Origin of the sequence: Streptomyces sp. Ag109_O5-1 (genome assembly GCF_003814875.1) — a bacterium.
In the GTDB taxonomy this organism is placed as follows: domain Bacteria; phylum Actinomycetota; class Actinomycetes; order Streptomycetales; family Streptomycetaceae; genus Streptomyces; species Streptomyces sasae.
In genome coordinates this window covers 61,283-77,751 of the sequence record NZ_RKQF01000003.1, presented here as the reverse complement: position 1 = coordinate 77,751, position 16,469 = coordinate 61,283, and the positions used below count along the sequence as shown (strand labels likewise).

Below are 16,469 nucleotides of genomic sequence, written 5' to 3'. Positions count from 1 at the left end.
GCCTATTACGCGGGGTCGCTGCACCGGTGGACCCGCTCATGTACAAACAGCGGCGAGGGCTGCAGTCATGGCTGCGGCAACAGTGATGACTGCAGCAAACGTAGTGGCGGCCTGCTTGAGGGCGGTGGGGTAGCTGGCGCCGTCCAGGCGGGCGAGTACGGCGACACCGACGGCGGCCAGCAGCGAGATCACGACGACCAGGGCGGTGGTGAGCAGTACGACGGCGACGTTCACGGCAGGCTCCCTGCGCACGGTGAGGTGTTGACATGGTTGAAGGTCGCGGAATCGGTGTGCGCCGGGGTTCGCCGGGAGGAAGATGAACAGCGGCGAACACATCACGGCCCGGGGGCGAGCACGTGCACGACGAGCAGAGCGAACACCATCCGGCACTGACCGAGCTGCGCAGGAGACTGAACGGTGGACTGGCCCGGGCCCGGTTCGACAAGACGCAACTCGCCACCCGGGCACAGCTGGGGCGTACGACCGTGTCGGAGGCGTTCGGGGCCGACGGGCGGGTGCCGTCCGAAAAGACGGTGGCGGCACTGGCCCGCGCACTGAAACTCCCCGTGCAGGAGCTGCTGGAGCTGCAGCGGACCGCGGCGGCCTCGGATGCGGGGTCCGGGTCGGGGCCGGGCAGGCCGATCGGTGAGTGGGAGCCGCACGCTCTGGAAGTCCACCCGGCCGGTCCCGCCCCGGCCGGTCCCGGATCCGGCTCGCCGGAAGAGCGAGCCCTGCCCGGCTATGTGCCCCGCGAACACGACCGGACCCTGGCGGACGCCGTGCGCGAGGCCGGGGAGGGCCACAGCCGGATGCTGGTTTTGGTCGGCACATCCTCCACCGGGAAGACACGGGCCTGCTGGGAAGCCGTCCAGTCACTGGCCGAGAAGGGGTGGCGGCTGTGGCATCCCTTCGACCCGACCCGCGCCGAGGCCGCGCTCGACGACCTGCACCGCGTCCGGCCACGGACCGTGGTCTGGCTGAACGAGGCCCAGCACTACCTCGGCGACCCGAGGACCGGCGAACGGATCGCGGCCGCCGTGCACAGTCTGCTCGTCCAACCGGAGCGTGGGCCGGTGCTGGTGCTGGGCACGCTGTGGCCCGAGTACGCCGCCCAGTACACCGCGCTGCCCACCCCAAACGGGCCGGACCCGCATAGCCGGGTCCGGGAACTGCTTACCGGCCGCACCCTCACGGTCCCCGACACGTTCGACGCTCCGGCTCTGGCCGCTGCGAACGTCCTCGCCAAGGGCGGCGATCGGCTGCTCGCCGACGCCCTCAACCGCGCCAGTGCCGACGGACGCCTGACACAGGACCTGGCCGGAGCCCCCGAACTCCTGCACCGCTACCAGAGCGGCACCCCGGCCGCCAAAGCCGTACTAGAAGCGGCGATGGACGCACGCCGCCTCGGCGTCGCCCTCCACCTCCCCCAGGCATTCCTCACCGACGCCGCCCTCGACTACCTCTCCGACATCGACCACGACCAGCTCACCGACGACTGGGCAGAAGCTGCCTTCGCTGAACTCGCACACCTGGTTCATGGGAAGCAAGCCCCCCTACGCCGCGCCAGCCCCCGCCCCCAGCGCCGCACGCCCGGAACCCCACCGATCGCCACGCCCTCCCACCCGACAGCCGGGCCGGTATTCCGACTTGCTGACTACCTCGAACAACACGGCCGCGCCACCCGCCGACGCCTGTGCCCACCCGCCTCTTTCTGGCAAGCTGCCCACACCCATCTCACCGACATGGACGACTTGCTAAATCTCGCTGAAGCAGCGCGATTCCGTTACCGCAACCATTGGGCATTGCACCTCCGACATCAGGCCCGCAGGCACGGGCCTGCTCTCGCTGAACGAGCCGAGAATCTCGCCAGCATCGTGGTGGCACCTGAACGGAGAAGGCCACACGAAGAGAGCACAGCCGAAAGCTCCGGTGGACAGGTCGCGGACGCCAGCGAGGTGCCTCTCTTTTTGCTCGCGCAGCTGCACGAGAGGGTCGAGAACCAGGAATCGGCCGAGGTTTTACTTCTACAGGCCGCCGACGACGGCGCCCCGGAGGCACTGTTTGCCTTGGCAAGACGGCGAGAGCGTATCGGGGATATAGGCGCTGCCGAGGCCTTCTACCAGCGCGCCGCGGATGCCGGCTACAGAGTCGCACTGGTGGCGCTGGGGTGGATCCGCGAGAGTTCTAACGACCTTGTCACAGCTGAAGCCCTCTATCAGAGGGCGAGCGACGCTGGCATTCCGGACGGCCGAATGAACTTGGCACGGATGCGGGAGCAAGCCGGAGACCGGGACTCGGCCGAAGCCCTGGCCCGACAAGCCGCAGACGCTGGCGACACCAGCGTTCTGGTCGCCCTGGCACGCATGCGCGAACAGGCTGGAGACAAAAAGACCGCCGAGGCCCTCGCTGTGCAGGCCGCCGAGGCTGGGAACACCAGCGCTCTGGTCGCTGTGGCGCAGATGCGCGAGGCTTCAGGAAACCAAGACGCCGCAGAAGTCCTCTATCGATGCGTTGCCGACTTCGGCGGGCTCTGGCAGTTTCTGCAGGATCGATGGCCACATGGGTTGGACCCGGATGGCACGCCCGCACAGCCGTGGGAATGAACAGCTGGGGCCTCGGCCTCGCCGGAGGTGGGTTTCCGGCTGCCCACGGAGGTGAACGGGTGCTCGCGGCGCTCACCCCGGGATATCTCCCCGCAACCGTGGTAGGTGAGCTGCTGGCGCAGGTCCAGGTAGCAGCGCAACCGAACGCCGGGCTCGCCCGCGTTCCGGGTCGTGTGCTCCGCTGCTCGCCGTCGCCCACCGGTCGGCGAGCAGCTGCTGGAAGGCAAGCGCGGTGGCGTCGTCAGCGGCCGCGACGTCGACCAGGCCAGCCGGCTTACGCGCACTTCGTTCATGTACGGCACTACGCCGTGTGTCCCCGGGAGGGTTCCGCCGCAGTGTGTCTTCACCCGACCGAGTGGCAGGCCGTCAGGGGCCGTCGCCGCCCCAGTCCAGCCACGCAGACATAAGAAAATCCCGCGCCGATCACTGCATTCCGAGACGATCACTGAAATCGCACTTCAGGACCTCTCCAGCTTCTGCAGCTCCACAAACCCCCAGCTCAGAGCCGCGCCACACCACGGTCAAAAATCCGGAAATGATCACCAGACCCCAAGGTCAGCGCTTCGCTCAGGAGTCCCGCCGCGCGCTTGGTGCCGTCCGGGCTGGCGCTGTCTGATTCCCTGTACTCGGGCCGGTCCGGCGGATCGCTCAGCGCTCGCTTGATCTACGTACGCGGTCCTCAGTACGAGGTGGCTGACCAGGAGCGGAGCACAAGTCGGGCGGTGCAGCCGCAGCCACACCGCCCATGACGAGCGCTAGGCTCGTCTCGTAACCTCCTCACCTCAGTGACGGGGGCGCGGCTCCTGACTCCTGTGGCTCGGGCGACCAACCAGGGGTCACAGGGTCAGGCAGCCAGCACGGGGACCACGAGGGTCAGCGTCCAGAACAGCAGGTGTCCGCAGACGGCGGCCAAGACATGGACCGCGAAGGCTCGCCAAGGGTTCACTCGTTCACCTCCTCGACGAGTAGGGGCGAGGGCTTGGATATCCGGAGAAGCGGTGCGGTTGTACATGGGCCTCCTTAGGCAGGACGTGCACCTTCACCTCTCAGGCCCCAAAAACGGGTCAACCGGCAAAAAATCTTGAGCCCGGCTACATCGCATCCGCCACGGGTCTTCAAAGCTATCCGCGGGTCGGGGCAGCACGACGTCACCGGCCCGGTTCCGTCTTACGGACGGCTGCGGCGCGCTGGGTGTACCGGTCGCCGAGCCGCTTGAGCTTGCGCCGGACCCGTTCACCGAACGCCTCCGGATCGGCGGCACCCGCGAGCCGGGCCGCCTCGGTCCAGGTGTCCGCGTAGGGGTGGGCCCAGGCCATCGCCACCCGCCGTTCGTCCTCCGTCAGACCCCTCAGCACGGCATCGACCCGCGGGTCGTCGAAAGCCGTCTCGAAGACCAGATCCTCCATCCGCAGCTCGCCGGCCACCACATCCAGCAGCGTCAGACCGCTGCCTCCCAGCGGAGCCTCCAACTGCAGCACCCGCAACCGGCTCACCTTGTGCTCCCACACTGGCATCAGTTGTCGATGAATCGTTTGCACATCGGGCTTGATCGAGCGGACGAACGTCTCGTCGATGGTTCTGGACTCGGGTAGTTCGACGAACCAGTCCTCGGCGAGGGCAGTGGAAGCCGCCTCCCGCCACTTCGGCCCCCCGTGCAGCACCAGATGTCGCTGAAGGAAGTCATCCAGGGGATTGCTCGTCCCCCCTTGCCGCAAGAGGCCCTCGGACGGCTCGGGGATCTGCAGCGCGAAGTCACGAGCGCGCAGCGCGGCGGAGACAGCCGGCGTGATGGCCTCGGGATAAGGCATGTAGGTGTAGCTGTCAGTAGTTACGGCAAGCGGTCGGTCACCGAAATGGAAGGCGTCATGCCCAAAGGGGTTCCTACCTGACGTCTCGGCGTCGCGTACTTCCGTTTCGGGGACGCCCCACGAGAGGCTGAGTTCTTGCTGTCGGCGGGCTCGGGCATCCGGGGAGGGAGAGTAGTTCGACCTGGACTGTGGAGCCGGAGGTGGTGCCGCCGCGTCCGCGTCCGCGACGGTGATGACGACCGTTCCGACAGCCACCGTCTCGCCTTCCGCGCACCGCAGCTCATGCACCACCCCGTTGAATGGGATCGGAAGTTCCGCTGCGAATTTGAGCGTGTCGATTTCGCAGACGATCTGGCCGTCGACGACCGTGTCGCCGGGCCTTACGTACCAGCGAACGATCTCAGCCTCCGTGATTCCCTCGTTCATATCGGGCAACCGGAACTCGCGTAGTCGGCTGGCAGTGTGAGTCATGGGAGGTCCTTAAAGGGCGTGCACCTGATCTCAGTCCTGGGGGAAGAGGCGAACCCGCTAACGCTCTTCATCGCCGGCAGGGGCGCGCCTACGGGCGTACTCGATGCCAAGCCGCTTGAGCTTGCGGCGCACCCGTTCCCCCAATGCCTCCGGATCGGTGGCCCCGGCGAACCGCGCCGCCTCGGTCCAGCTGTCCGTATAGGGGTGGGCCCAGGCCATCGTCACCCGCCGCTCCTCCACGGTGAGCCTGGCCAGCACAGCGCCGATGCGCGGATCGTCGAAGCCGGCCTCGAAAACTAGATCGTCCGTCCGCAGCTCGCCGGCCACCACGTCCAGCAGCGTCAGACCGCTGCCTCCCAGCGGAGCCTCCAGCTGCAGCACCCGCGCACTGCTCGCCTTGTGCCTCCACAGCGGCACCAGCTGCCGGTGAACCGTGCGCACGTCATTCCGGACGATGCGGGTGTACACCTCCTCGATGCTCATGCCCGGATCCAACGCAACAGACCAGCTCTCGGCGAGTGCGGTGGAAGCTGCCTCTCGCCACTGCGGTCCTCCTGGCACCATCAGATGCCGCTGGTTGAAATCATCGAGAAAGTTCCTCCCGCTGGCCATGTCCGAGACGTCCTCCAGCAACAGCGGCCGCACCCTCAACTCGCAGCGGGTGGCACGCATGGCGGCGGTGATGGCGGGCGGGCCGGGGTGGTCGCCGGTGAAGTCGTATCCATAGCCTTCGGCGACCACCACATACGGGTTGTAGCCGTTCCACTCCAAGCGGTCGACGGCGTATCGTGCGGGCCCCGTCACTTCGACCTCGGCATACACGCCCTGGGCGTGAAGCTCCCGGGCGTCTCGCGTACAACGGATCTCCCGCGGTTCACCGTTCCGGGCCTTCGGGGAGGAGACGTTATCGGACATGTCCTGCCTCCTTAGGCCACCGTCTTCTGGAGGGCCGAGGTGCGCCGCCGGGTGTACTCGCTGCCGAGCCGCTTGAGCTTGCGCCGGACCCGTTCACCGAAGGCCTCCGGATCGGCGGCACCCGCGAGCCGGGCCGCCTCGGTCCAGGTGTCCGCGTAGGGGTGGGCCCAGGCCATCGCCACCCGCCGTTCGTCCTCCGTCAGACCCCTCAGCACGGCATCGACCCGCGGGTCGTCGAAAGCCGTCTCGAAGACCAGGCCCTCCATCCGCAGCTCGCCGGCCACCACATCCAGCAGCGTCAGACCACCCGCCCACAGCGGAGCCTCCAACTGCAGCACCCGCAATCCGTTGATCTTGTGCCTCCACACCGGCACCAGTTGCCGGTGAATCATTCGTACTTCGGCCCTCATCAGGGCGACGAACTGCTCGTCAATGGTTCTGGTTCCGTCCATGCCGGTGGTCCAGAAGGGCTCGCAGACCGCGGTTGAGGCGGCCTCCCGCCACTGGGGGCCCCCGGGGACTACGAGGTGCTGTTGGTTGAATGCGTCGAACGGATTGCGAGCGCTGATCTCCTCCGGGGTGCCCTCCGCCACGGGCATCACCGCTCCGCGCGGCATTTCCTTGCGCCCGAGAGCGAAGTGGCGAGCGTGGATGGCCGCGGAGACGGCCGGTGGGGTGTAGCTGCTGTGCTCATAGAAGACGTGTCCGTAACCGTCAGGACCAACGATCAGCGGGCGCTCACCAAAAACGAACTGGTCCACGTTCGCGCGCTGGATCCGCTCCATAGCGGCGCCGGCAGTATGGAGGGACTTCACCCGCCGCTCGGTATCTGGCTCTTTCCCAAGCTCCGTGATATCCCGCGCGCTGCGGAACCATGACGGTTGAGGGGTTCGGGCGTCCGGGGAAGGGGTGCAGTCGGACACGGGGACCTCCTTAGGGGGCCGGGGCTCGTGCCTACGCCTCTCGGTCCCGAGACGGGGGTGTACCGGCAAAGAATCTTGAACGCGTCAGGTCGCGATTCCGCACAGACCTCACTTCAAGGCTACGAACGTCCGTGCAGTGCCTCCAGCCTGTCTGCCCGGCTACGACACGAAGACGGTGACGAGCGTGTTGTAGGTCGCCCCCTTCTTCCAGGCCCCTTACATCAAGCCCCTCCCCTGTGCGATCCCGCACCGGCAGAGCACACTGCGGCTGGAGCGCAGCTGGCGGGCGGGCCAGAATGTCAGCGAGCGTGGGCTGGCCGAGCTGCCGGGAGCCGTCTCTCAGGACGTGGTAGAAATTCGCCCGTCCCAGGTCGGCCAGTTCCCCGCCATCGGTGAGAAACAGGAGTTGCCCCCCAGGGAAACGCGGTGAGTTCCTCCTCGAACTGTGGCCATGCCTGCCCGATGTGGGGGAAGCGTCGCGGCACGTCGTCGATGTCCGGTCTGACCTGTGCCTCGGAGACGACGCCTCCCCCGCTCCTGGCCCCCGCCTCCACCAGGGCGCGGTACAGCCCGGTGCGGGCGGCACGAAACCACCGGACCAGCGATGCCCCAGGACTGCCCGGCACAGCAGCATCGAACGAGGCTTCGACACATACGTTCATCCCGCGCACCCTACTGGTGCCCGGCAATAGGAAATCCTGCGACGATCACCACATTCCGAAGCGATCACTGAACTCGCACTTCAGAAGCCTCTCTGGCTCCTGAACCTCTGCCGAAACCCCAGCTCAGGTCGACACGTCACAACAACCAGAAATCCTGTAACGATCACTAGACCAACAGCTCAGCGTATCGATCATGCAGTGATCCTTAGCGGATTTGTCACACGGTGACGCTCGCGGTAGCGGGCGACCGCCATCGGGTTGATCGAGTACACCTTGCGGCCAGTGGCGCGAAGGCAAGCGAACAGCAGACCGCGGGCGGTCTCGGCCGCGACGGGGATGGGCTCCTGCGGGCTGTCTCCCGCCTCGGCCAGCATGCCGAGCAGCTGGCGGTAGCCCTCCGCATCGTCGTTGATGCGACGCTTGGCGACGAGCTGTCCGGCCTCGTCCACCAAGGCCACGTCGTGGTGGGGTCGGCGCGGAGCGCGGTACTGGGATTCCTCCCAGCCCGTTTCTCCACGCCGCCCTCCCGAACCGGACGTGCGAGTTGGCCCCGCATCCGGCTCTCCACAAGCCCCGTTGAGCAGTTGCTTTCCTCAGATCGTGCTGGGCCAGGGCGACGGGATGACCGTCCCTCTGGGCCGGTATCGCGTGGTGACTACCGAGCCCGGGTTGAACAGGACGACGTCCCCGTCGTGTGGCCACCATCCGCCGTCGCAGTAACGCCGACGGAGCTCCTTCCATCCAGTGCCGAGGTGCTTGCGACGGAGCCATCCGAAGACCTGACGCCAGACGATCATGCGCAGGTATTGGAAGGCCCGGGCCGACACTCCCGGGCGGAAGTAGGCGGTCCAGCCCCGCAGCACCTGGTTGAGCTTGTGCAGCAGGACTGCCAGCGGCAGGCTGACGTTCATACGGCAGAGCGTCTTCGTCTTGGCCTTGATGGACCGAAGTGCCTTCTTGGCCGGGTAGTTGTAGACGTACTGCCGGGCGGTTCCCCGCTTCTCGTGGCGCTGGATGCGCCAGCCGAGGAAGTCGAGGCCCTCGTCGATGTGCGTGATCAGTGTCTTCTCCTCCGAGAGCCGCAGGCCCACGGTAGAGAGGACCTCCGCCAGTTCGGGAAGCAGTGCTTCCGCGTGAGCGCGGGTGCCCGAGACCAGAATGACGAAGTCGTCCGCGTACCGGATCAGCCGGTAGTTGGCCAACCCCTTCTGGCGCCGGGTGAACCGTCGCTTCGGGCTGGTCTGTGGTCCGCCCTCGATCTGGATGAAGTGCTCATCCAGGACCGAGAGGGCCACGTTGGCCAGCAGCGGCGAGAGGATCCCGCCTTGTGGGGTGCCGGTGACGGTCTCCTTGGAGGTGCCAACCTCGGTGAGGATGCCCGCCTTCAGAAACGCCTTCACCAGCGCGAGCACGCGTTTGTCTCCGATCCGAGCCCTCACCCGGTCCATCAGAGCCGAGTGCGAGATCTCGTCGAAGCAGGCCGTGATGTCACCCTCCAGCACCCACTCATAAGTCTTGGATGCCAGGAAACGGGTCTCGGCCATCGCGTCGTGCGCCCGCCGGTTGGGGCGGAAGCCGTACGAGCACGGCGCGAAGTCCGCCTCGAATATCGGCTCCAGCACCAGTTTCAAGGACGCCTGGACCACCCGGTCGGCCACGGTCGGGATCCCGAGGCGGCGCCGCTTGTGCGACCCTGGCTTGGGGATCATCCGTTCCCTGACCGGCACCGGCCGGAAGCTACGGGACTTCAACTGCTCCCGCAGCTCGGCGAGGAACTGCACCTCGCCGAACCGTTCCCGAACGTAGGTGACGGTCATGCCGTCCACTCCGGCCGAGCGCGCGCCCTTGTTCCCCGCAACCCGCTCCCAGGCCATGGCCAGGAAAGCGGGATCACAGACGAGGTTGTACAGATCGTCGAACCGACGATGAGGCTCGTCGGTCGCCCAACGGTGCAGCTTGGTCTGGATCTCCAGTACCCGTCGCTCAGCCCGGAACGAGCCGAGCGGCAGATCACTCGTATTCACCAGCGGCCTCCTGGTCTTCCAGCACTTCCACTACTGACTTGCTGGCCCCCTTCGCCATGCGGCCGGCTTTCCCGGCCTCGGACTACTACGGAGCCTCCGCCCCGCCCGGCGCCGTCGGCAGACGACGTGCCTGTCCTTCCGTCGCACCGGCTGTGCATGGCGAGGACGACACCGGACGGTTCCCACGTTCACTTGAAAGTCGATCGACGGGCGAGGCGCCCAGCTCTACCCCTGCGGCATCGCCACGGCTACGCCGCAGACATTCACCGTGGCCTCCTGGCCGTGGATCACATGGCGACCAGGAGTTACCCGCTCTCGCACAAGAAGCAGGTACGCACCGCGACCAGCCCATATCCGCCAGATTTGAGCTGGTGGGCCGTTAAGGGGCGTCAGACACCGGTTCCTCTCGTACACCTTCCCGTCTCGCTGACCGGACCCGCACCATCTGGCAGTACTGGCACGTCCCAGCGTTGTCAGGGCTGCTCCCACCCTCCCCGGCGTCTCCCGGATCAGGCTGCCCTCAGCTTCACCCGGCCGCTGCGACGGCCAGGAGGCGAAGTAGGGGTCGGACCGGGGCGCGGTACTGGCCTTGTGACCAGCCCGTTTCCCCGGCCCGCCCTCCGCACCGGACATGCGACTCTCACCGCATCCGGCGCTCCACGGACTCCCTTGGGGCCGCGCGGTTCACACCGTCGCGGTCTTCGCCCACGGTGTCGGGATGCTGTATCCACGCCAGCGATAGCGGGTCACCTTCACCCGCTGCGGGACGAACAGCGTGATCCCGTCCTCCGCGGGCCGCCAACCGGGCTCGCCGGTCAAGTAGCGGCGCCGCAGAGTCCTCCAGTCGATCCCGGGATGCTGCTTCCTCAGCCACAACGTCACTCGACGCCAGCAGAAGTCGTCGAGATAGTGGAACGTGGCTGTGGACGACCCGAACCGGAAGTAGTAACACCATCCCCGCACCGCCGAGTTGAGCTGGCGGAGCAGGTTGGCGAGAGTGCGTTGACCTCTCTTGTTCGTCATCGCCCGCACCTTGCCCGTGACGGAGGCCAGCGCCTTCTTCGACGGATAGGTGTAGACGTAGTGCTCGCTGGTGCCCTTCTTGCGCCTCCGCTGGATGTGAAAGCCGAGAAAGTCCAGCCCCTCGTCGATATGGCAGACGCGGGTCTTGGCCTCGGACAGGCGGAGCCCCAGAGGGGCGAGCACGGCCGTGACCTCCTCCCACAGCGCGTCCGCGTGAGCTCGGGCGCCGCACACCATGATCAGAAAATCGTCCGCGTAGCGGACAATCCGGTATGTGGCACCTCCGCGTCGGCGGTGTGCTGTCCGCTTGCCGCCGTTGCCGTGAGCGTCCCACTTGGCGCAGAAGTATTCATCCAGCGCTGAGAGGGCGATGTTCGCCAACAGCGGCGAGGCGATGCCGCCTTGGGGTGTGCCGGTGTTCGTGTCCCTGGTCTCGCCATCGGCGGACATGATGCCCGCCTTCAGAAACACCTTGACCAGGGCAAGAACCCGCTTGTCTCCGACTCGTCGGCGCATCCGCTCAAGGAGAGCGGAGTGTGCGATGTTGTCGAAGCACGCTTCGATGTCCGCATCCAACACCCAGTGGTAGCCCTTGGTGCCGAAATGGTGCACCTCAGCGATCGCGTCATGGGCTCGTCGTTCGGGGCGAAAGCCGTAGCTGACCGGCTTGAAGGACGCCTCGAAAATCGGCTCCAGGACCAGCACGAGCGCGGCTTGCACGAGCCTGTCCATCGCGGTGGGAATCCCCAGCCTCCTGAGCTTTCCCCCGCTGCCCGGCTTGGGGATCACGCGCTCCCGCACCGGCAGAGGGGTGAACGTGCGGGCCTTCAACTGCTCCCGCGTGTTCTTCAAGAAGGCCACGATGTCGGCGTCGTCGGCGATGAAGGCCGGGATGACCCGGTCCACGCCGGCGGTGCGCGCGCCCTTGTTGCCCCTCACCCTCTCCCACGCGACGGTGAGGAAGTCGGGGTGATGGACAAGGTTGTAGAGATCATCGAACCTGCGGTCGGGATCATCGACCGCCCATTGGTGCAGCTTGGTCTGCATCCGTCGTACCCGCAGCCAGGCCCCATCGGGGTCGGGCCACAGATCACCGGTATTCACCAGCGTCTCCGTCCCTTGCAGTTCCTCAACTACCTGAATCCGCTGGGCTGCTTCGCCATGTGGACGGCTTTCCCGCCCTCGGACTACTACCAGCCCTCCGCCCCACCTCGGGCCGTCGGCGGACGTCGCGCCTTCCCGCCCCATCGCACCTGGAGAGCGCACTGAGACGAAAGCTTCGAGGTGGTTCCCACGTTCACTGTGATCCGCTCGTCGGGTGAGGCGGCCAGCTTTGCCCCTGCGGCATCGCCACGGTTACGCCGCAGTCCTTTCACCGTGGCCTCCCGACCGGCAAGATCAATCCGATCCAGGAGTTCCTGCCCGTACGGGCAGTGCGCACCGCGATCCAGCCCAGATCCACCGGGTTTGAGCTGGCGGAGGTCTTAAGGGGCTTTACACCGCTGGTTCCTCGCGTCCACCTTCCCGTCTCGCTTGCCGGACCCGCACCGTCCGGTAGTTCCGGTGCGTCCCGTCGTTGTCGGGGCTGCTCTCCATCAGATCCGGCCGACTCGCCGGGACCGACTGCCCCCTGCTTCTGCCGTCCCGCTGCGACGGGACGCCGATGCGGGTCTCACACCCGCACGCGGATCACAGCGCCTCGTGGCGCACGGTCTTTCACCTCCGCTCGACTTCAAGCGCCTCGTGGCGCACATGGTTCTCTGCCCAGTCGATTCCGCAGGTGATTGCCAACTCTGGCCCGTTCTCCCGGAGTTTGCCCAGCGTGTGAGCCTGTGCGGGGTCACGCAGCGACCTAATAGGAGGGCTCGGCGGCCCGACATCCGATGAGCTGTTCGTGGCCCCAGCCGGCCGCACGGTCCCGGTCTTCGGAGAGAGCTCTGGGGCTCGCGTGTTGAGGAGCGGGTGGTCGTACGGACGGCTCGGGTCACGATCATGAATGCCCTGGTGGAGGCGATCGATACTCACTCGCAAGAGTGCACGGCGACGGAGCCCTCTGCCTGTGGAAAGGAGTCAGGGCTCCGGGTATTGAGTAGGGGTCATCCGGCGCCGTGCACTGCTATTAGGTCTTGAGCATTGCTCGCAAAAGGTCAACAAGCTCATCAGTGCAACGCTCGTGAGGACAGGACTGACAGATCGCGCGGGACAGCCCTTGCGCTACACGCCACACGACTTCCGGAGGATGTTCATCACCGATGCCGTCACCGGCGGCCTGCCTGTACACATCGCCGCCCGCATCCTCGGACACCGCAGTCTGAACACCACTTCAGGCATACCTCGCGGTCTTCCAGGACGACTTGATCCGTTCCTACCGGACGTATCTGGACACCCGACGAGCAAACCGGCCGGCCGCCGAATACCGCGAGCCCACCGAGGAAGAGTGGGACGAGTTCCAAAAGCACTTCGAACTGCGCAAGGTCGAGCTCGGAACATGCGGCCGCCCCTACGGAACCCCCTGCGCGCATGAGCACGCCTGCATCCGATGCCCGATGCTCCGAGTCGACCCGGCACAGCGACGGCGTCTGGAAGAGATCATCCGCAACCTCACTGACCGCATCGACGAAGCGCGCGCCAACGGCTGGCTCGGCGAGGTCCAAGGTCTCCAAGTCAGCGCCGAGGCCGCACGCAACAAGCTCGCCTCCCTCGATCGAATGGCCCGAAACCGGCCCCGTGCCTCGGTCGACCTCGGCATGCCGATGATCCCCGGGGAGCGCTGATGAACACTTCACCCAGCACAGGAAGACCGCTACGCATTGATCCAATCGTCGGTGACGCAGGCAGTCTCGAAGTGCCACCAGCCCTCGGCCACTCCATGAACCAGCAGCGACTTTATGGCTGCGAGGTCCGAGCTCGCAGGCACGTTGAACGCCACCAGCGGGAACTCGTCGCTGAAGACCTCGCCGCCCAACCCGAACGGCGACAACCGCTCATGCACAGCCTGCGCGCTCCGGCCGAGCGGTCCGGCGGGCACCGGAAGGACTCGGATCGTGCAGTTGCCGGAGGCTTCCACGCGTTCCACGGCCCAGTGCCGGCCCTCGGTGTCCGTGGTGAATCGGACGACATCGCCCTCGGCCACCCCCTCCTGGAGCAGTGGGACGTTCTGCACCCGCGCGGTGTCCTCGCTGAGCAAGGCGGCCCACAGTCCCTCGGTGTCCTGAGGGAGCCAGCCTTCGCGCGGCATGAACCGGAACCAGACCTTGATCCGAAAGTCCTCAGCTCCGTCGGGTTCGGTCAACGTCGACAAAGTCATGGGCGACATGATCGCTCATCAGTGCCCCCCATCGCCATCGCGCGCGGAGGCCCCCGCTCAGGGCTACCTTGATCGCGTTGTTTGGCCGACTACTGGTACCACTCGTCTCCGCCCTCGCGGAGCGAGCGTTCCAGGTAGTCCTTGAGGTGTCCGGCCACCCACCTGCGGCTGTCGGTCTCGTGCTCCCAGACGAAGATGTCCGGGCGTTCTGGCGACTGCACGAAGGCGAACTGGTCGCCGCCGCCGTTGTCTCCGAAGAACAGCAGGGGGTCAAAGGGCATGTACAACCCGGCGAAGGAAGCGTCGGTTCGGAAGAATAGGTTCTGCTCGATGATCTGGCCAATGGACCACACGGTGTCTACGCCGCTGTGGCCGATCACGCCGTTGGCCTCACATTGTCACTGGGCCTGGACGGGGTGGTCGATCTGGCGGGCAACTTCCTCTGAGTATGCCTGCAGGAGTTGGAGGAACTGGTGGCCTGCAGGGTGGCCGCGCCCGTCTCGGATGAGCACGTCACTGTCCATCGGCACGGCCTCGCTCGGTGGATCCATCCCGGCGGCCGGAGCCGCCGGGATGGATCCAGTAGCCGCGGCGCAGGGCGGCGATGAAGGCGGCGCCGTTCGGGGTGCCGATGCCGGTCATGGTGTCGTAGCCCTTGGCGGTCACCTGCTGGGTGTCGGAGCGTTTCTGAGTGTCGAAGACGTCGACGTTCGCGCTGGTGGAGGTGTCGTCGGGCGCGATGTACGCGGCCCGGTTGCGCTGCGGCGTGGACGTGCTAATCGGCAGGGCGTCGTGGAACGCATGGGTGCGGGCCAGGCGGTAGAGCAGCGGGTTGATGAAGCCGTAGGGCGACTTCTGCCCTTGCTGGGCGTCGGCGACGAGGCCCGCGACCAGCGGGGTGGCCAGGCTGGTGCCGGCGCTCGACACGGTGCGGTAGCGCCCTGGGTTCCCGTGGCTGTCCGTGTCGGTGTAGCCGGTCAGCATGCCGGTGTCGGGGTCGGCGTCGGCGGCGATGTCGGGCACGGCCCGGCCGAGCACCGTCTTGTGGGCCACCTTGACCCGAGCCATCGACGCCGGGACGACGCCCTTCTGGTACGACGGCTGCCGGTAGACGTCGCTGACGCCCCCGCCGCCTCCGCTGACGCCGAGGTCGGTCCACTTGCCGCTGCTCAGCGAGCCGAGGTCGTCGGACCAGCCGGTCTCGAACACGCGGTTCTTCGCGGCCCCGATGCCCAGGGTGGTGCCACCGACCGCCACCGCGTACGCGTCGGAGTCGGTGACGGTGAGACCCGGGGTGTCGCCGGAGGCGAAGTACATGCCGACCCCCTCGGCTGCGGCCCGCACGTCGATGGCGTGCACGATCCGCGGCGACACCGATCCCAGTGGGATCTGCCACGAGTTCGACGCGATGGAGGCCAAGGGGTGGTGGCCGTCCCCGGTCAGCACGGCCGAAGCCGCGTTCAGCAGCGACTGGTCCTCGTCGCAGCCGTCGCCCACCACCATCACCTGGTTCGCGCCCGGCGCCATGGCGTAGACGGCCTCGGAGTCCATCTCCGCCTCGACGTCCACAGAGGGCGACTGCGCCGCGCGGTCCGTCACCGCCGAGGACGCTTGGCAGGCCCCGGTCTGGATCTGCCGGAACTGGGAGCTTTTCGGCAGCGGCAGGTGGTTGCTGCGGGCGTACGCCGTCAGCGTCCAGAACATCGCAGTCGGCGACGCACTCTCGGTCAGCGCCACGGTCTGGCCCCTGCCGGTGTCCCGCGACGTCGCCCCGTAGGCGGCGCGGAGCTGCGCGGCGGAGTACCCGCACACCGGCAGCGAGACCCGGGTCAGCCCCTTGTAAGCGGGGTGCAGGGCATGCGCGTGCTGCGCCCAGTACTGGGAGCACGTCGCCGTCCTGGCCGCCGCGCGGCTCTGAGGGGCCGACGTCGTGGTGCTCCGTGACGTGGCGGCCGCGCTACTCAGCCCCGTCACACCCAGCACGAGGGAGGCCAGCGGGGCGGGCACCGACACCTCGCGGTCGTTCGAGGTGAACACTGCCGGCCCGACGGACGACCCGCTTGCGGCATCCCTGGCCCGGTACCGGCCGATCCGCACCTGGAAGGCCGACTCGACCACCGAGACCGGCCCCGTCGCCGACACGTAGTCGCGGCCGCCGTCGACCTGGACTCCCGTCAGTCCTTTGCCGGTGAGCCACGCTGCCACCGCCCCGGCCTGCGCGGCGGAGGGGCCGAACCTGGCGGTGTAGGCGTCCGGGCTCAGGTAGTGGTGGAAATCAGGGCTGCCCGGCGTCACCACCGCGTCCGCGGACGCTGCAGCGCGCGCCACGTCCGGCCTGAGCCACACCTGGACCGTCAGTCGCTTCGACGCGGGCGCGGCCCCCACCCGCGCGGCAGTGCCCACCGCGGCGGGCACCGACCCGGGCACCACGTCGGCCGACGCCGCCCGCACGGAACCCGATGCCCCTGCGACGCCCCCGGCAGCCACCACCGCCGCACAGACTGCCATCACGGCCCCCGTGCGAAGAATTCCTCCCATTAATGCTTCCTCCCGCCTGCAAGCACAACGGCCCCACAGCCGCCGCTGTCACGCGCGTACGACGCAGTCCGCGAACGCCCGGTTGCGGCCGAACGCAAACTCGTCCCCTCCGGCGAAGCGCGTGGGCCGTATTCATGCCGACCTCGGGCCGACGCCACGGGCGAAGCCCGATCTCGGTCACAACAAGAGCGAAAA

At 67.3% G+C, this 16,469-nt stretch carries 12 protein-coding genes and 2 pseudogenes; 3 read left to right on the top strand and 11 right to left on the bottom strand.

The window, feature by feature from the left end; translation table 11 throughout:
* Positions 1–36: 36 nt before the first annotated feature.
* Positions 37–234, bottom strand: a complete 198-nt coding sequence (locus EDD90_RS54810; protein WP_123982971.1) for a hypothetical protein — start codon at positions 232–234, stop codon at positions 37–39.
* 122 nt (positions 235–356) lie between these two features.
* Between EDD90_RS54810 and EDD90_RS54805 the strand changes: the two genes are divergently transcribed.
* The gene (locus tag EDD90_RS54805; protein ID WP_123982969.1) at positions 357–2,603 is read left to right on the top strand and encodes a sel1 repeat family protein; all 2,247 of its coding nucleotides are present in this window, start codon (positions 357–359) and stop codon (positions 2,601–2,603) included.
* On the opposite strand, the gene EDD90_RS58460 is transcribed toward EDD90_RS54805, so the two are convergent.
* The 7 genes and pseudogenes from EDD90_RS58460 to ltrA (EDD90_RS54775) form a co-directional block, all read right to left on the bottom strand.
* Entirely contained in the window at positions 2,501–2,830 is a 330-nt protein-coding gene (locus tag EDD90_RS58460) for a DUF6207 family protein (protein ID WP_260328895.1), read from the bottom strand. The genes EDD90_RS54805 and EDD90_RS58460 overlap by 103 nt on opposite strands.
* Positions 2,831–3,751: 921 nt before the next feature.
* Positions 3,752–4,882, bottom strand: coding sequence for a biotin/lipoyl-containing protein (locus EDD90_RS58455; RefSeq protein ID WP_123982967.1), 1,131 nt, complete (start codon positions 4,880–4,882; stop codon positions 3,752–3,754).
* 57 nt (positions 4,883–4,939) lie between these two features.
* Positions 4,940–5,797 carry a hypothetical protein gene (locus tag EDD90_RS54795; protein ID WP_123980707.1) on the bottom strand — a complete coding sequence of 286 codons (858 nt, stop codon included), beginning with the start codon at positions 5,795–5,797 and terminating at the stop codon, positions 4,940–4,942.
* Between the two features lie 11 nt (positions 5,798–5,808).
* Positions 5,809–6,612, bottom strand: a complete 804-nt coding sequence (locus EDD90_RS54790; protein WP_123980705.1) for a hypothetical protein — start codon at positions 6,610–6,612, stop codon at positions 5,809–5,811.
* 985 nt (positions 6,613–7,597) lie between these two features.
* Positions 7,598–7,840 (bottom strand): annotated as a pseudogene (locus tag EDD90_RS54785) (transposase); the annotation flags it as partial.
* Between the two features lie 135 nt (positions 7,841–7,975).
* Complete coding sequence (gene ltrA, locus EDD90_RS54780; protein WP_123982965.1) at positions 7,976–9,406, bottom strand: group II intron reverse transcriptase/maturase; 1,431 nt, start codon at positions 9,404–9,406, stop codon at positions 7,976–7,978.
* A 684-nt stretch (positions 9,407–10,090) separates the two neighbouring features.
* On the bottom strand, positions 10,091–11,476 hold the full coding sequence (gene ltrA, locus EDD90_RS54775) for a group II intron reverse transcriptase/maturase (protein WP_123981104.1): 1,386 nt from the start codon (positions 11,474–11,476) through the stop codon (positions 10,091–10,093).
* Between the two features lie 1,126 nt (positions 11,477–12,602).
* Here ltrA (EDD90_RS54775) and EDD90_RS58450 point away from each other — a divergent pair.
* Positions 12,603–12,695: pseudogene (locus EDD90_RS58450) on the top strand (hypothetical protein); the annotation flags it as partial.
* Between the two features lie 88 nt (positions 12,696–12,783).
* A complete protein-coding gene (locus tag EDD90_RS58445; RefSeq protein WP_260328896.1) occupies positions 12,784–13,203 on the top strand; it encodes an integrase in 420 nt (139 codons plus the stop codon).
* A gap of 29 nt (positions 13,204–13,232) precedes the next feature.
* Here the strand turns inward: EDD90_RS58445 and EDD90_RS54765 are convergent, their stop codons facing one another.
* The 3 genes from EDD90_RS54765 to EDD90_RS54755 form a co-directional block, all read right to left on the bottom strand.
* Positions 13,233–13,736: a DUF4265 domain-containing protein gene (locus EDD90_RS54765; RefSeq protein WP_123982963.1), complete on the bottom strand. Its 504-nt coding sequence runs from the start codon at positions 13,734–13,736 to the stop codon at positions 13,233–13,235.
* A gap of 89 nt (positions 13,737–13,825) precedes the next feature.
* A complete protein-coding gene (locus EDD90_RS54760) occupies positions 13,826–14,116 on the bottom strand; it encodes an SMI1/KNR4 family protein (protein ID WP_221305246.1) in 291 nt (96 codons plus the stop codon).
* 133 nt (positions 14,117–14,249) lie between these two features.
* Complete coding sequence (locus EDD90_RS54755) at positions 14,250–16,244, bottom strand: protease pro-enzyme activation domain-containing protein (RefSeq protein ID WP_260328888.1); 1,995 nt, start codon at positions 16,242–16,244, stop codon at positions 14,250–14,252.
* Positions 16,245–16,469 lie beyond the last annotated feature (225 nt).

Bases quoted from the DNA above. Each gene is read 5' to 3' on its own strand.
- EDD90_RS58455 (WP_123982967.1), bottom strand. From the start codon at position 4,882: ATGACTCACACTGCCAGCCGACTACGCGAGTTCCGGTTGCCCGATATG.
- EDD90_RS54795 (WP_123980707.1), bottom strand. From the start codon at position 5,797: ATGTCCGATAACGTCTCCTCCCCGAAGGCCCGGAACGGTGAACCGCGG.
- ltrA (WP_123981104.1), bottom strand. From the start codon at position 11,476: ATGCAGACCAAGCTGCACCAATGGGCGGTCGATGATCCCGACCGCAGG.
- EDD90_RS54765 (WP_123982963.1), bottom strand. From the start codon at position 13,736: ATGACTTTGTCGACGTTGACCGAACCCGACGGAGCTGAGGACTTTCGG.
- EDD90_RS54755 (WP_260328888.1), bottom strand. From the start codon at position 16,244: ATGGCAGTCTGTGCGGCGGTGGTGGCTGCCGGGGGCGTCGCAGGGGCA.